Consider the following 15,653-nt stretch of genomic DNA (forward strand, 5'->3'; position numbering starts at 1 on the left):
GGCGCTTTTTTTGGGCGAAACGGCAACCTCTCCCCGGTCTTCACGTCTACACGCTGGATGAGCCCGGCGGCGGGGGAAAGCTCCAGCTGAAGCCCGCCGCTGCCTCCTGCTTACTTTTGATTATCTGCCGCTTGCAACATGAAAAACGGGTTACTCTACTTGGTAGCGGGTGCCGCTACGGTTCTGCTTACCACCCAGTGCGCCTCCACCGCTGAAAACGACACGCCGGGTGCGCGGCGCGCGGTTTCGACCGAAACCTCGGCCCCGCGCCTGCCCACGGCCTCGGCCATAACCAACGCGGCGGCGGCTCCGGCTACCTCGCCCACCCCGGCCCTGACGGCCAGCACGGCCGCCACTCCCACCGTGGTGGAGCCGGCGGCCCGCAAAAACAACGCGGACTACAAAGCCGACATCCGGGCGGCCGACGCGGCGCTGAAGGCCAAGCCCAAAGACGCGGAAGCTCTGCTGCTGCGAGCCAAGGCCAAAAGCCACCTGAAAGACTACCGCGAGGCCGTGACGGACTACAACACGGTGCTGCGCCTGAAGCCCACCAACGCCGAGGCCTACTACAACCGGGGCCTGACGCGCCTCAAGCTCAAGGAATACACGCCCGCCATCAGCGACTTTTCCAAAGCCCTGAAGTACCGCCCCGACGACAAAGAGGCGTTTTTCGGGCGCGGCGCGGCCAAAATGCAGCTCTTCAACTTCAAGGCCGCCATTCCGGATTTCACCAAGGCCATCAGCCTCGACAGCGCCTACGCCGACGCCTGGGAATACCGGGGCATCAGCTACTCGTCCATCAACAAGCCCAAAGAAGCCAAAGCCGACCTGGAAAAAGCCGCGGCCATCAATCCGGAAGCCGCCAAAAGCCTACGCCGCTACGCCGGCAAGGAGTAGTTTTTTAGTTGGTAGTTGCTCGTTGTCAGCTATTAGGTCGTCTGTCATCCTGAGCAGAGCGAAGGACCTTCCTCACCTACCCCAACAGCAGTTCGTACCAACGTGACAAAGCCCTTTACCGCGCCGGTGGTAAAGGGCTTTGTCACGTCGGATCAGCTTTGTCACTCATCAGAGGAAGGTCCTTCGCTCTGCTCAGGATGACAGACGACCTAATAACGGACAACGAGCAACGAACAACTAAAAGCCTACTTTCCGCCGAACAGCAGCTTGACGTAAAAGCTGGGCTGGCGCAGCCGCTCCCGCAGATTCAAATCCAGGAACATGCTGGACAGGGTTTCGGCCAGGGTGGCATTGTTGGCGGCGCGGTTGGCCACGAAGTTGAACAAAGCCGGAAACTGGAGCAGCCGTTGCAACCAGTGGCTCAGGCGCAGCTCCTGGCCCAGCCGCCGGTACACGGCCGCATCGTACTGCCTGAGAAAAGCGGCGCTGGTATCCTGGGCGGCCAGGGCCCGCCCGGCCCAGTCGGCCGCGTGCCGCCCGCTGACCATAGCGTGGCTGATGCCTTCCCCCGTGAATGGGTCGATAAGGGAAGCCGCGTCGCCGAGCAGCAGGTAGCCGTTGCCGGAAATCGGGCGGCGCTTCGAGCCCAGCGGCAGGCCAAAGCCCCGCACCGGCCCCAGCCGCCGCGCCGCCCGGAACCGCTCCCGCAGGGCGGGGTGGGTGTCGAGCATTTCGGCCAGCTTTTCGCGCAGATTCACTTTTTGGGCCGATATGGCCTGGGTCAGCATGCCCACGCCCACGTTGGCCTGGCCGTTGGGCAAGGGAAACACCCAGAGGTAGCCGGGCAGGAAGTCTTTGATGAAGTGCAGCTCGATAAAGTTGTCGGCACTCAGGCCCTGCACTCCGTCGTAGTAGGCTCGCACGCCGGCGCAGTGGTGGGCGGGCTCCAGGGCGTGGCCCGCAACGTGGCGCGCAAAGACTGACTGCGCCCCGTTGGCCACCAGCAGGATGCGCGCCGAAACCAGGGCCTCACCCTCGGCAGTGCGCAGCAGCCAGCGGCCGTCGGCCGTGCGTTCGTGCTGGGCAACGTCCACGCCTTCCAGCAGCTCAATTTCGGGCCGCTGGCGCACCTCCCGCACCAGAAAATCGTCGAAGTCGAGGCGCTTGATAACGTGGCCGGCCGGCGCATCGGTGGCCGGGTTGTAGCGCGGCTTGAACGGCACCGACAAGCGGCGGCCGTTGGGGGCGAAAAAGTCGATGCCCCAGGAAGGCACCTGCGCGGCCGACGCCGAAAGGCGGCTGAGTACCTCGGGCCCCAGGCGCCGCAGCTCACTGATAACCTTGCCGCTGAGCCCATCACCGCAGATTTTGTCGCGGGGAAACACGGCTTTGTCAATGAGCAGTACTTTGTGGCCCGCCGCGGCCAGGTGAAGCGCGGCCGTTGCGCCGCCCGGTCCGGCTCCCAGAATACAAATATCGACGTGGCGCATTCAGTTGGTTGTTGGTTGTTAGTTGTTGGTTGCTGAACTGTTCAACGCCACCAACGAGAGACGAAGATGGGGACTTAATCCTGGTTTTAAGCGCTACCGTGCTCTGGCTCCATGCTCAACATTATGGTACCACCGGCCTGATTGGGGCAAAAACCAACAATCAACAGTCAACAACTACCAACCAGAACCCTATCTTCGCCGCATGACGAAACTGCTCGACGGAAAAGTGGCCCTTATTACGGGTGCTTCCAAAGGAATTGGCCGCGCCATTGCGGTGTATTTCGCCCAGCTTGGGGCTAATGTGGCATTTACTTACCTCTCCAGCGTGGAGAAAGGCCAGCAGCTGGAACAGGAGCTGGCGGCCCACGGCACCAAAATCAAAGGCTTCCGCTCCGACGCCTCCGACTACGCCCAGGCCGAAAAGCTGGTGGAAGACGTGGTGGCCGAGTTCGGCAAGCTCGACATTCTGGTCAACAACGCCGGTATTACGATGGACGGCCTGCTGATGCGCATGAGCGAGCAGCAGTGGGACCAGGTGCTGGCCGTGAACCTCAAGTCGGTGTTCAACCTGACCAAAGCCGCTACCAAGCCCATGATGCGCGCCAAAGCCGGCAGCATCATCAACATGACCTCGGTCGTGGGCATCAAAGGCAACGCCGGCCAGGCCAACTACGCGGCCAGCAAAGCCGGCATCATCGGCTTCACCAAGTCGGTGGCCCTGGAGCTGGGCTCGCGCAACATCCGCTGCAACGCCATTGCCCCCGGCTTCATCGAAACCGAAATGACTGGGGAGCTGGACCAGAAAGTGGTGGAAGAGTGGCGCAAAGCCATTCCGCTCAAGCGCGGCGGCACCCCCGAAGACGTGGCCAAAGCCACCGCCTTCCTGGCCTCCGACGACAGCAGCTACATCAGCGGCCAGGTGTTGCAGGTAGATGGCGGCATGCTAACCTAGTTTTTTTACAGTTTAGAATACTAGTTCCCCTCCTTAGATAAGGAGGGGTTAGGGGTGGTTGATTACGTTAGAACATCTTTTTAGAGCTAGTTCTAAAAGTCGTTCTACCGTTTCAACCACCCCTAGCCCCTCCTCATCTGAGGAGGGGAACTAGCTTTTTTAGCTTTAGCCTAACTTCTTATGAAGCTCCGCCTCCTGCTGTTGCTGCTGCCGCTGTTGCTGCTGGCATTTCTGGCCTACCCGCGGCTCTCCCGCCGCCTGAACCGCTACCAGGCCAGCCGCCACGCCGAAACGGCAGTTGCGGAGGCTGCGCCCCGGCTCCACGACGGCGACCTTATTTTCCAGACCTCCCAATCGGCGCAGAGCCGGGCCATTCAGCTGGCGACCAAGTCGGAGTACAGCCACTGTGGCATCCTGTTTCGGCGCAATGGCGAGTGGCGGGTATTCGAGGCCGTGCAGCCCGTGAGTGAAACCTCATTGGCCAAATGGGTGGCGCGGGGCAAGGAGGGCAAGTTTGTGGTCAAGCGCCTACGCGACGCGGAAACCGTACTGACGCCCGCGGCCTTGCAGCGTCTCAAAAAGGCCGGGGAGCAGTACCAGGGCAAAAACTACGACCTCTACTTCGGCTGGAGCGACGAGCGAATCTACTGCTCGGAGCTGCTCTGGAAGATGTACCAAACCGCTACCGGCCGCGAAATCGGCCAGCTCCAGACCCTGCGCGAGTTCGACCTAAGCCACCCGGCCGTGCAGGCCAAGCTGCGGGAGCGGTACGGCAAGCACATTCCGCTGGATGAGAAGGTTATTTCCCCGGTCCGGATGCTGGAGAGCGAGGAGCTGGTAACGGTGCGGTAACAGCGGCCCCGCCCTACTGTAATAGGAGCAAGCAATAAAAGTCACAGGGCTTCCCGTGCTTTTTACCGGCGCGGCCAACCGGCCCGAACTCAGTGGGGGCGTTATTCCCGAAACCAACCCAGGCTCCGGCGGCCTTGGCTTATTCTACCTTTCTATACCTGCCTTCGCCGGGTGCGGCGGCCGGCGGCTATCTTGCAAGCAACTTCCCGGCTATCTTCGGGGTTCTTAGTGCTCAATCCTTCGCTCTGCCTTTGCTGTCCACCGCTGCTTCTCCCTGGTTAATCTTGCTGTGCCTGGCCGTGGGCGCGGGTTACGCGGCTCTTCTCTACTCGGCCAAGGCTCCCTGGAGCAAGCCGGTGAACTACGCCCTGGCCGCCCTGCGCTTCGTGGTCGTCAGCTTTCTGTGCTTTCTGCTGCTTTCGCCCTTTATCAAGACCACGACCACGACCAAGGAGCAGCCCACCATCGTGTTGGCCGTGGATAACTCTCAGTCGGTGGGCCTGTTTACGCCGCCGCCGGTACTGAATCAGGCCACCACGGGTCTTACCCAGCTGGCCGCCACGCTGCGCGGCAAAGGCTTTCAGGTGGAAACCCGCACGCTCGGCACCGGAGCCCGTCCGGCCCGGCCCGATTCGTTGCGCTTCCAGGCTCCGGCCTCCGACCTCGACGGCCTGCTCTCGGGCATCGGGGAAAGCTACGACGGGCGCAACCTGGCCGGCGTGGTGCTCCTCTCCGACGGCATCGTGAACCAGGGCCGCTCCCCGGTGTACTCCGAGTTCAACTTCCCGATTTACAGCGTAGCCGTGGGCGACACCCTGCCCAAAAAGGACGTGCGCCTGGCCCAGCTGACCTACAACCGCGTGGCCTTCAGCGGCAACCGGTTCCCGATTGAGGCCGAAATCGACTACAGCGGCTTCACTGGCGGCGAGGCCTCGGTGCAGCTGCGCGAGAATGGCCGGGTGCTCGAAACCCGCCGCGTGCCGCTCACGGGCAGTCGGCGCAGCCAGAAAACGACCTTCCTGCTCACGGCCGGGGCCCCCGGCAAGCACCGCTACGAAGTACTGGTGCAGCCCCTGGCCGGCGAGTTTACCACCCTCAACAACCGCAAAAGCGCCTACCTGGAAGTGGTGAAGGGCAAGCTGCGCGTGCTGCTGGCCGGGGCCGCCCCCCACCCCGACCTGAAAGCCCTGCGCGCCGCCATTCAGCAAAACGACAATTTCGCCCTGACGACTTACCTGCCCGGCATCACGCCCCTGCCGGCCCAGAACTACGACGTGGCCATTCTGCACCAGCTACCCGCCCGGGGCGGCGTGGGGGCCGACGTGCTGGCCGCCGTCAAAAGCCGCCGGGTGCCGACGCTCTACATCGTGGGGGCTCAGTCCGATTTCAACGCCTACAACGCCTTTGGGACCGGCCTAACCATCACGCCCCGCGGCTCGCAGACCGACGAGGTAACGCCCGTGCTGAACCCGGCTTTTTCGCGCTTTACCTTCGAGGAAGATGCCCTGCGGCGCTTCGCGGCGTATCCGCCGGCGGCCGTGCCCTTCGGGGATTTGCGGGTGAACAGCGGGGCCGAAGTGGCGCTGTACCAGCAGGTGGGCCGCCTCAAAACCCAGAAGCCGCTGCTGGTGCTCGGGGGCACGCCGGCCCAGCGCCAGGCCACGCTGCTCACCGATGGCAGCTGGCAGTGGCGCCTGCAGGAAGCCGCCGACCACGCCGACCGGCCCGAAGCCTACGACCGGCTCATCGTCCGGACCTTGCAGCTGCTCACGGCCAACGCCAACAAGAAGCGCCTCGACGTGTATCCCACCCAGGATGCCTTCAGCACCGCCGACGACGTGACGTTCGGGGCCGAAACCTACAACGCCATTTTCGAGCGGATCTACGGCCAGCAGATTCGCCTGACCCTGACCGACGAGCGGAACCGCACCCGCATCTTCAGCTTTACGAACAGTGAGGATGGCGCGCCCCTGCACTTGGGGTTGCTGCCCGGCGGCCTCTATCGCTACGCGGCCACGGCCACGCTCGGCGGGCAGCCGCAGCAAGATCGGGGCGAGCTGCTGGTGCAGGAGCAGCAGCTCGAAACCCTGGAAGCCCGCGCCGACCACAACCTGCTGTATCAGCTGGCCCGGCGCAGCGGCTCCCGCCTGTATTATCCCAGCCAGTTTGCCCAGCTTGGCCAGGACATTCAGAAAGCCAACGCCAAGCCCATTCTCTACAGCCAGGAAGATTTGCAGGACCTGATCAACCTGAAGTGGCTGTTTTTCCTGCTGCTGACCCTGATTACCGCCGAGTGGGCCACCCGCAAATACTCGGGCGGCATCTAACTTCGTAACGCGCAGTTCCACCCTGCGGCCCGTTGCCCGATGGTTGTTCTGGCGACAAGTCCGACAGCAATGATTCGTGAGGGGAAACTTCGCGTCACCTCCTTCTTTTGCTTTTTCCGATGAAACACGGCTTCCTTCTTCTGCTGGCCCCTGCCCTGCTGGCCGGCTGCAACAACTCGCCCGAAAAGCGGGCCGAATCGGCGGTGGCCGAATACGTCGGCAACCGCATGGGCGACCCGGCCAGCTACCGGGCCGGCAAGTTTGACACCAGGCCCTATACCCGCCAGGATTCGGTGGCCTACGTGGCCAGCCTGGCCCGGCTGAACGCCGACAGCGCGACAAAACCGACGGTTTCACCGAAAGTAGCAAACGGCGCGGCGCGGATTGGTACCTTTGTGCGCCACGACTACCGCGAGCAAACCAAAGCCGGCGACGTGAGTCGCGACAGTGGCGAGTTTGTGGTGTACCCCAACGGCGACGTGGTACAGCTGATTCCGGGCTACCGCCGCGGGCAGCGCTAGGGCCGCCGCCTTGTTTTGATTTCCCTTACCCCAAGTTTTTTTAGCTGATGCGCTACGTTCTCGTCAACAAACCCTTCGAAGTTCTCACCCAATTCACCGATGAGAACGGCCGCGCCACGCTCAAAGACTTCGTGCCCGTGCCCGGCGTGTATCCCGTGGGCCGCCTCGACTACGACAGTGAAGGTCTGGTGCTGCTCACCGACGACAAGGGCCTGCAGCACCGCCTCTCCGAGCCGCGCTACAAAGTACCCAAAACCTACCTGGCCCAGGTAGAAGGCGTGCCAACCGAGGAAGCCCTGGCCCAGCTGCGCCGCGGCGTCGACATCAAAACCAGCTACACCGCCCCCGCCCAGGCCGAACTGCTGCCCGAGCCGCCCGCCGACCTCTGGGAGCGGAGCAAGCCCATCCGCTTCCGGGCCGCTATTCCGACGTCCTGGCTGAAAATCACGATTTCGCAGGGCATGAACCGGCAGGTGCGCAAGATGACGGCCGCCGTGGGCTTCCCCACCCTGCGCCTGATCCGCACCCAGATTGCCCACCTGCCCGTGGCCGGCCTGAAACCGGGCCAGTGGCGCGAGCTGACCGAGGCCGAAGCCGCCAAGCTGCGCTCGGCCTACTCGGCCACCAAAATGCCCGGCGAGCGGGCCGTAGCGCCGAAAAGCACACCCGGCTCGACCAACGAGGATGAGTCGGCCAAGCCGGCGGGGGCGGGCCGGACGGCCGGTGCCAAGCCCTACGCCGGCCGCCCGGCCGCCGGTGGCAAATCGGCAGGCGCGGGCGGCCGCCCGGCCGCCGCGGGCAAGCCGGGCCGCTCCACGGATTTCGATAAGCCCAAGGGCAAAGGTGGTTTCAAGCCCGGGGCGGGCGGCGCAGGCCGTAGCGCCGGCGGCCGTTCGGGCGGGGGCCGCAGCTCGGGCCGCAGCTCGGGCCGCTAGTGAAACGCCGGCTGCTGTGGGGGCTGCTGCTGGGGTTTCTGGCGCTGAATGGCGTAGCGTTTCTGCATGCCTGGCGCTTTACTCATTTCACCGCCGAGCCCGGCCGCCACACGGGGAATCCCGAGCAGCTTTCGGCCCTGGACAAAGCCTGGGTGCTGCTGACCGGCATCAAAAACCCCAAGCCCCGCAACCTCGGCACGCCGGCCTTTGCCTTCCGCACCGTGACCATCCCGAGTGCCAGTGGCCGGCTGGAAGCGTGGTACAGCCCGGTGGAAAACGCCAAAGGCCGCGTGGCCCTGTTTCACGGCTACACCAGCAACAAGTCGAAGCTGCTGACGGAGGCCGCCGTGTTTCGGCAGCTGGGCTACTCCGTGCTGCTGGTCGACTTTGCCGGCAACGGGGGCTCGGAAGGCTTACAGACCACCGTCGGCTTCCGCGAATCGGCCGACGTGGCGGCGGCTTATGCTTTCTTGCTCCGGCAGGATTCCGTGGCCCCCGTTATCCTCTACGGCGCTTCGATGGGCGCGGTGGCCATTCTGCGGGCCGAAAGTGAGCTGGGCATCAGGCCCGCGGCCAATATTGTGGAGTGTCCCTACGGCAGCATGCTGCAGACGGCCCAAAACCGCTTTAGCGCCATGCACGTCCCGGCTTTCCCGATGGCCAACCTGCTCGTATTCTGGGGCGGGGTGCAAAACGGCTTCTGGGCCTTCGACCTCGACGCCACCACGTTTGCCCGGCACGTAACGGCCCCTACCCTGCTGATGTGGGGCGAGGCCGATCCGCGCGTCACCCGCCCGGAAACCGACGCCATCTACGCCGCGCTACGGGGCCCCAAGCAGCGCCGCGACTTCCCCAAAGCCGGCCACGAGCCGTACTGGCGCAAGTACCCGCAGCAGTGGCAAACGACGATTGCGGGGTTTCTGAAGCATGTGTAGCAGCACTTCGCCCATTGGCTTGGCCTTGCCCCTGCCCAGCTGGCAGGAAATCCCGGCGGCAATTTCCCCGTAAAAGTCAGTCCGTCGTAAATCCTGCCTCGGGAGCCGGCTAAAATGACAATGTGTCACAGAAAAACCCCGTTTTGCGGGCTGGTACGCTGCTTGTCATTAGTCCGACGCGAGTAAGTCGCAACGAACAATCAGACACCCAACTCATAAAATACAACCAATCAAATGGGAAAAATAATCGGTATTGACCTCGGCACCACCAACTCGTGCGTGGCCGTTATGGAAGGCAACGAGCCGGTGGTGATTCCGAATAGCGAAGGCCGCCGCACGACTCCCTCGATTGTGGCGTTCCTCGACAACGGTAAAGGCGAGCGGAAAGTCGGTGATCCGGCTAAGCGTCAAGCCATTACCAACCCCCAGAACACGATCCAATCGATTAAGCGCTTTATGGGCCGCGGCTTCTCGGAAGTAACCGAAGAGTCGAAGCACGTATCGTACCAGCTGGTGAGCGGCTCGAACAATACGGTAGCCGTCAAAATTGGCGACCGGCAGTATACACCCCAGGAAATTTCGGCTATGGTGCTTCAGAAAATGAAGCAGACGGCTGAGGAATATCTGGGCACCACGGTAACGGAAGCCGTTATTACGGTTCCCGCCTACTTCAACGACGCCCAGCGCCAGGCTACCAAAGAAGCCGGTGCCATTGCCGGCCTCGACGTGAAACGCATCATCAACGAGCCCACGGCGGCGGCCCTGGCCTACGGCCTCGACAAGAAGCACAAAGACCAGAAAATTGCCGTGTACGACCTCGGTGGTGGTACCTTCGACATCTCGATTCTGGAGCTCGGCGACGGCGTATTCGAAGTACTGAGCACCAACGGTGACACCCACCTCGGCGGCGACGACTTCGACCAGGTAATCATCAACTTCCTGGCCGACCAGTTTGCCAGCGAAAATGAAGGCCTCGACCTGCGCAAAGACCCCATGGCCCTGCAGCGCTTGAAAGAAGCCGCTGAAAAGGCCAAGGTGGAGCTGTCGAGCTCGTCGGAAACCGAAATCAACCTGCCCTACGTTACGGCTACCGCTTCGGGCCCCAAGCACCTGGTAGTAAAGCTGAGCCGCGCCAAGTTTGAGCAGCTCGCCGACGCCCTGGTGCGCCGCTCGATGGAGCCCTGCAAAAAGGCCCTGCAAGACGCTGGCCTGAGCACCTCCGACATCGACGAGGTAATCTTGGTGGGTGGTTCGACCCGTATTCCCCGCATTCAGGAGGAAGTAGAGAAGTTCTTCGGCAAGAAGCCTTCGAAGGGTGTAAACCCCGACGAAGTAGTAGCCATCGGCGCGGCCATTCAGGGCGGCGTCCTGACCGGCGAAGTGAAGGACGTGCTGCTGCTGGACGTGACGCCCCTGAGCCTCGGTATCGAGACGATGGGCGGCGTGATGACCAAGCTCATCGAAAGCAACACGACCATCCCGACCAAAAAGTCGGAAACCTTCTCCACGGCTTCGGATTCGCAGCCTTCGGTTGAAATCCACGTGTTGCAGGGCGAGCGTCCGTTGGCTTCGCAAAACCGCACCATCGGCCGCTTCCACCTCGACTCGATTCCGCCAGCACCCCGCGGCGTACCGCAGATCGAAGTAACCTTCGACATCGACGCCAACGGCATCCTGCACGTGTCGGCCAAGGACAAAGGCACCGGCAAAGAGCAGAAAATCCGCATTGAAGCCTCGTCGGGCCTCACCGACGCCGACATCGAGCGGATGCGCAGCGAAGCTGCGGCTAACGCCGAAGCCGACAAAGCCGAAACCGAGCGTATCGTGAAGGTAAACGCCGCCGACTCAATGATTTTCCAGACGGAAAAGCAGCTGAAAGAGTACGGCGACAAGCTGAGCGCCGGCAACAAGACGGCCGTAGAAAATGCCCTTGCCGACCTGAAAAAGGCCCACGAGAGCAAAGACCTCGGCCAGATTGACACCGCTATGGAGGCTATCAACGCCGCCTGGCAGGCTGCTTCGCAGGAAATGTACGCCCAGGGTGGTGAAGGTCAGCCCCAGGGCTACCCCGGTGCCGACGGCGCGGCCCCCGGTGGCAACGGCCAGCAAGGTCAGCCCCACGACAACGTGACCGACGTAGACTACGAAGAAGTAGACGGCAGCAAGTAATTGCTGACCCCGAGTGAATAAAAAGGCCGGAAGCAGATGCTTCCGGCCTTTTTATGTTTTAGGACTTTGTTCCAAGCCAGCAAACACTTCCTTTGGAGCATGCGGGGAAGATTCGGTAACCTATACCGGCAGCTGCGCCAGCCACTGGGTGGCGTCAGCTTCGTTGTCGAAGAGCCGGTACGTCAGGGCCGACTCCTGGGCTTCACTCATCACCAAGCTCAAGGATAAGCGGGCAAAAACGTCCTGCGGCAGGATAACGGCCCCGTAGATGGTGCTGCCCGCGGCCGTGCGCGATACCCAGAAGTCCTTGATCCAGGCCCGCTCGTCGTCGGTGAAAGGCGACATCAGGTGCTGGTCGCCGAGCATTTTGCGCCACCCACGGCTCTGGAGCAGCTGACTGGCGTGGGTCAGGAAAGCCTGCATGTCGCTTAGCTTGCGGGTGCCGGCGTTGTACTCGACGATGGCATAACCAGTGGGGTGCTCGAGTAAGCGGCCCACCGGATTCTCAAAATACAGCCGGGGGGTAGTTTGTTCAGACATGTGATTTGAAAAGCAATGGCGAATAAACCAAGCGGTAATTCATACGCTGAGCTGACAGAGAAAGATGCCCGAGTTCAAAGCTCAACCACGTAATTTACGGGTTGAATGGCTTATATACGCCGTTGAATCCTTACTATTGACCTTCCTGGCGCCCCGGTGCCCACGCCCTGACCCTGTTGCAACAGCACTAGTGTTCCTATCCTATGGCTTCTTTTCTGATTATCGGCGCGGGCATCGGTGGCCTGACTACGGCGCACGCGCTGCTGCGCCAGGGCCACCTCGTGACGGTGTACGAAGCCGCGGCGCAGCTCCGGGAAGTGGGCGCCGGGGTAGTATTGGGCGCCAATGCCGTGCGCAGCTTAGCGACCCTGCACCTTGAGGCCGCCGTACAGGCCCACGGGACTCCTATTACGCGCCTGGCGTTGGCCGACCAGCGCGGCCGAATTTTGCAAACCACGGACCCGACCTATTTTGCCCGGAAAATCGGGTACGACAACCTGGGAATACACCGGGCGGCGCTGCAACGGGCGCTGCTGGCCGGGCTACCGGCCAACACCGTGCGGCTCGGGTGCCGGTTCGAGCGGTTTGAGGCTACAGCCACGGGAGTCACGGCCTATTTCACGGATGGCAGCCCGGCCCGGGCCGACGCCCTCATTGGGGCCGATGGGCTACACTCGCCGGTGCGGCGGCAGCTGCTGCCTGACAGCCAGCCACGCTACGCGGGCTACACCTGCTGGCGCGCCGTGGTGGAAGCCAGCCACCTGCAACTGCCGGTGGGCAGCTCCATGGAAATCTGGGGAGACGCCGGCCGACGCATTGGCTACGTGCCCGTGGGCCAGGGCCAGGTGTACTGGTTTGCCTGCCTGAACAGTGCCCAGCCCCGCAATCCGCAGTTCGCGGCCTTTCGCGTGGCCGACCTGCAACGCACCTTCGCCGACTTTCCGGTCCCCATTCCGGCCCTGCTGGCGGCTACCACCGACGAGCAGCTGCTGTGGAACGACATTATGGACTTGCCGCCGCTGTCGGCGCTGGCTTACGGCCGGGTACTGCTGCTCGGCGACGCGGGCCATGCCACCACGCCCAATATGGGGCAGGGTGCCGGGCAGGCCGTGGAAGATGCCACGGTGCTGGCCGAGTGTCTGGCTGCCGCCCCGGATGTGGCGGCGGCTTTTCAGGCCTTTGAGCGGCGGCGCTTGCCCCGCACCACGCGCATCGTGACGACCTCCTGGCAGCTCGGGCAACTGGCGCAGCTGGAAAACCCGTTGCTGGTACGCCTGCGCAACGTGCTGCTGCGGGCTATACCACAGGCGGTCAGCCGGCGGCAGCTGGCCTGGCTTTACGAAGTATAAAGTGCTTAGGTAGTCAGCTCTTTTTCCGGCTTCTGCCCTTGAGCTTCCTCTACTTCTTCTTCTACCTCCTCCTCAAACCCCTCTTTTATCTTTTCATTGGCCTCCTCGTGGTCTTCCACATCGGCCTGCTCGCAGTTTTCTTCCTGCTCGGCCTTGTCCTGGGGCTCGTAGCTGAGCTTGAGGTAGATGGGAAAATGGTCGGACCCCACGTAGGGCAGGCGCTGAATGTCGTCGACCTTGAAGTCGGGCGACACGAAGACGTGGTCCAGGGGCCAGCGTAGCAGCATGTATTCGGCGTGGAAGGTGGGCAGCAGGCCCCGGCCCACGCGCGGGTCGAGCAGGCCGCTGATGCGCCGGAACAGCTCGGAAGTGTGGGACCAGGCCACGTCGTTCATGTCGCCAAACACGATGGTAGGCTCCTCCCGCTCCCCGATGGCCTTGCCGACCAGCAATAGTTCGGCGTCGCGCTTGGTGCTGGTTTTCGACTCGGCGGGTGCCGGGGGCTTGGGATGCAGGCCAAAGATGCGCACCCAGGTTTTGCCGTCGGGCAGCTGCACGTGCCCGTGCAGGGAAGGCACGTCGTCGTCGAGCAGGTACTTGATTTCGCAGTTTTGCAGGGGCAGCCGCGAGAAAAACAGCAGGCCGTACGTGTTGTCGAGGGGCTCGTGGCAGGTGTAGGGGTGAGTGGCTTCCAGGGGCTTCAGCTGCTCGTACCACCACTGGTCGGTTTCGACGGCCATAATCAGGTCGGGGTCGGTTTCCTGGAGCACGGCCAGGGCCCGGGCGCCTTGCTTGTTGTATTGCAGCACGTTCATCACGGCCAGGCTCAGGTGGCGCGAGCCGTCGGCGCGGGTGCTGTCGGCAATCTGCTTGCTGGCCACCGGGGTGTAGGGCACAATGCGGAACGACTGGTAGAGCACCGCCGCCACCAGGGCGGCCAGGGCGCCCAGCCCCCAGTAGCCGGGCAGTTGGTGCCAGCCCAGCATAAAGCCCCCGCCGATGGTAATAATGGCCACGGCGACAATCTGCAGGCGCGGGAAGTCGAAGATGCGGATCCACCAGGCGGTTTCGCGCAGCAGCGGCAGCAGCGTGGCCACCAGCGCAGCTACGGTAAGCAGCAGCGTCAGGCCGTGGGCAATTAACAGCCAAAGGGGAGCGTCTAGATCAGGCACTTAGGGCGAATGAGTGAATGAGTGAATGAGTGAATGGGCAAAAGAGTGAATGAGCAAATGAGTGAATGAGTGAGTCTGATGTTTTAACTGCGCCGATAGGGTCAATTGAACGAAAATTCACTCATTCACTCATTTACTCATTCGCCTACTCATCACTGAAGCCTCCTTTGCGGAGCTCCTCAATGGTGCGCATCACTTTGTCTTTGAGAGCAGTACGGTACTTTTCCAATACGTCGGCCAGCCGGGCGTTGCTCAGGGCCAGCATCTGGGTGGCCAGCACGGCGGCGTTGGCGGCCCCGTCGATGGCCACGGTAGCCACGGGCACGCCGGCGGGCATCTGCAGCATGGAAAGTACCGAGTCGAGGCCGTGCACGGAGGTGGCCGAGTTGATGGGCACCCCGATAACGGGCAGCGTGGTAAAGGCGGCCAGCATGCCGGGCAAGTGGGCGGCCCCACCTCCACCGGCAATAATGACCCGCATGCCGCGCTTGCGGGCCGTTTCACCGTACTCGATGAGGCGGTAGGGCGTGCGGTGCGGCGACACCAGGGTGATTTCGTGCGGCACCCCAAACTGGCGCAGCAGCTCGGCGGCGGCCCGCATAACCGTCAGGTCGGACTGGCTCCCCATCACGATGCCAACGAGCGGAGTGTCGCGGTAGTCGTCGGTGGCGGGAGCGGCGGCGGAGGCAGTAGTCATACAAATAGGATGAAAAAAAGGCGGGCAGCCGGCCTTCTAAGCGCTTGTACGCGCCAGGTATGCTACGGTTGGCTTTCCAAACATACCATTTTAACCTGTTTGCTGATACCCAATCCCTCGTACCTTTACCCGCCTTCCACTTCCCTGCCTCGGTACATGGAAATACTACTCGCCACCTTCACTACCCTGTTTTCCGTCGTAAACCCCTTCGGCGCCATGCCGGTATTCCTGACCCTGACGGAGGAAGACTCGCCCAGCCACCGCGCCCAGATCGGGCTGCGGGCCTGTATTTACATGGTGGGCGTGCTGTCGGTATCGTTTTTCGCGGGGCAGTACGTGCTGAACTTCTTCGGTATCAACATTCACCACCTGCGCATTGCCGGCGGCATCCTGCTCATGCGCTCGGCCTTCGATCTGCTGACGCCGGGCGGCAACCGGGCCAAGGTTTCGGAGGCGACGCTGGAGGAAAGCATGCACAAGGAGGACATTTCGTTTACCCCGCTGGCCATGCCCATGCTGTCGGGCCCCGGCTCCATGGCCGTGTGCATCGGCCTGTTTACCAAGAAGCTTACCTACCTGGACATGGGCCTGATTTTTTTCGGCTTCGTGCTGGTAGCTTTGGCCAGCTATATTATCCTGATGTCGTCGTTGCGCCTGACGCGCTTTCTGGGCCGGCCCGGCATGGCGGCTCTGGCCCGCATCATGGGCTTTCTGACCCTGGCCATCGGCGTCAACTTCCTGGCCACGGCCATCAAGGCCCTGTTTCAGGAGTAGTGGAGCAGGTAACGGAACGTATTTTCTGAACGTCATGCAGAGC

The 15,653-nt window shown here is 62.6% G+C and carries 14 protein-coding genes; 10 read left to right on the plus strand and 4 right to left on the minus strand.

Going from position 1 to position 15,653, the window contains the following annotated elements; translation table 11 throughout:
* Positions 1–138: 138 nt before the first annotated feature.
* On the plus strand, positions 139–897 hold the full coding sequence (locus E5K00_RS09435; protein ID WP_135462971.1) for a tetratricopeptide repeat protein: 759 nt from the start codon (positions 139–141) through the stop codon (positions 895–897).
* 245 nt (positions 898–1,142) lie between these two features.
* On the opposite strand, the gene E5K00_RS09440 is transcribed toward E5K00_RS09435, so the two are convergent.
* Positions 1,143–2,387, minus strand: a complete 1,245-nt coding sequence (locus tag E5K00_RS09440) for an NAD(P)/FAD-dependent oxidoreductase (protein ID WP_135462972.1) — start codon at positions 2,385–2,387, stop codon at positions 1,143–1,145.
* Positions 2,388–2,589: 202 nt separating this feature from the next.
* Between E5K00_RS09440 and fabG the strand changes: the two genes are divergently transcribed.
* The 7 genes from fabG to dnaK all read left to right on the plus strand — a co-directional run bounded on the left by fabG (position 2,590) and on the right by dnaK (position 11,078).
* Positions 2,590–3,339, plus strand: a complete 750-nt coding sequence (gene fabG / locus E5K00_RS09445; RefSeq protein ID WP_135462973.1) for a 3-oxoacyl-[acyl-carrier-protein] reductase — start codon at positions 2,590–2,592, stop codon at positions 3,337–3,339.
* A gap of 180 nt (positions 3,340–3,519) precedes the next feature.
* A complete protein-coding gene (locus tag E5K00_RS09450) occupies positions 3,520–4,191 on the plus strand; it encodes a YiiX family permuted papain-like enzyme (RefSeq protein ID WP_135462974.1) in 672 nt (223 codons plus the stop codon).
* Between the two features lie 251 nt (positions 4,192–4,442).
* On the plus strand, positions 4,443–6,518 hold the full coding sequence (locus E5K00_RS09455; protein WP_245328250.1) for a VWA domain-containing protein: 2,076 nt from the start codon (positions 4,443–4,445) through the stop codon (positions 6,516–6,518).
* Positions 6,519–6,637: 119 nt separating this feature from the next.
* Positions 6,638–7,039, plus strand: a complete 402-nt coding sequence (locus E5K00_RS09460; protein ID WP_135462975.1) for a hypothetical protein — start codon at positions 6,638–6,640, stop codon at positions 7,037–7,039.
* 47 nt (positions 7,040–7,086) lie between these two features.
* Positions 7,087–7,974, plus strand: a complete 888-nt coding sequence (locus E5K00_RS09465) for a pseudouridine synthase (protein WP_135462976.1) — start codon at positions 7,087–7,089, stop codon at positions 7,972–7,974.
* Complete coding sequence (locus E5K00_RS09470) at positions 7,974–8,909, plus strand: alpha/beta hydrolase (RefSeq protein WP_135462977.1); 936 nt, start codon at positions 7,974–7,976, stop codon at positions 8,907–8,909. The genes E5K00_RS09465 and E5K00_RS09470 overlap by 1 nt, the downstream gene beginning before the upstream one ends.
* A gap of 234 nt (positions 8,910–9,143) precedes the next feature.
* The gene (gene dnaK / locus E5K00_RS09475; protein ID WP_135462978.1) at positions 9,144–11,078 is read left to right on the plus strand and encodes a molecular chaperone DnaK; all 1,935 of its coding nucleotides are present in this window, start codon (positions 9,144–9,146) and stop codon (positions 11,076–11,078) included.
* A gap of 120 nt (positions 11,079–11,198) precedes the next feature.
* Here the strand turns inward: dnaK and E5K00_RS09480 are convergent, their stop codons facing one another.
* The gene (locus E5K00_RS09480; protein WP_135462979.1) at positions 11,199–11,618 is read right to left on the minus strand and encodes a hypothetical protein; all 420 of its coding nucleotides are present in this window, start codon (positions 11,616–11,618) and stop codon (positions 11,199–11,201) included.
* Positions 11,619–11,821: 203 nt separating this feature from the next.
* Here E5K00_RS09480 and E5K00_RS09485 point away from each other — a divergent pair, with 203 nt between their 5' ends.
* The gene (locus E5K00_RS09485; protein WP_135462980.1) at positions 11,822–12,967 is read left to right on the plus strand and encodes an FAD-dependent monooxygenase; all 1,146 of its coding nucleotides are present in this window, start codon (positions 11,822–11,824) and stop codon (positions 12,965–12,967) included.
* Between the two features lie 5 nt (positions 12,968–12,972).
* Here E5K00_RS09485 and E5K00_RS09490 read toward each other — a convergent pair whose 3' ends face one another.
* Together E5K00_RS09490 and purE are read right to left on the minus strand one after the other, a co-directional pair.
* Complete coding sequence (locus E5K00_RS09490) at positions 12,973–14,139, minus strand: endonuclease/exonuclease/phosphatase family protein (protein WP_135462981.1); 1,167 nt, start codon at positions 14,137–14,139, stop codon at positions 12,973–12,975.
* 145 nt (positions 14,140–14,284) lie between these two features.
* Complete coding sequence (purE, locus tag E5K00_RS09495; protein ID WP_135462982.1) at positions 14,285–14,836, minus strand: 5-(carboxyamino)imidazole ribonucleotide mutase; 552 nt, start codon at positions 14,834–14,836, stop codon at positions 14,285–14,287.
* Between the two features lie 156 nt (positions 14,837–14,992).
* Here purE and E5K00_RS09500 point away from each other — a divergent pair, with 156 nt between their 5' ends.
* Positions 14,993–15,610, plus strand: a complete 618-nt coding sequence (locus tag E5K00_RS09500) for a MarC family protein (protein ID WP_135462983.1) — start codon at positions 14,993–14,995, stop codon at positions 15,608–15,610.
* Positions 15,611–15,653: the final 43 nt, after the last annotated feature.

This window comes from Hymenobacter aquaticus, assembly GCF_004765605.1.
Taxonomy (GTDB): Bacteria; Bacteroidota; Bacteroidia; order Cytophagales; family Hymenobacteraceae; genus Hymenobacter; species Hymenobacter aquaticus.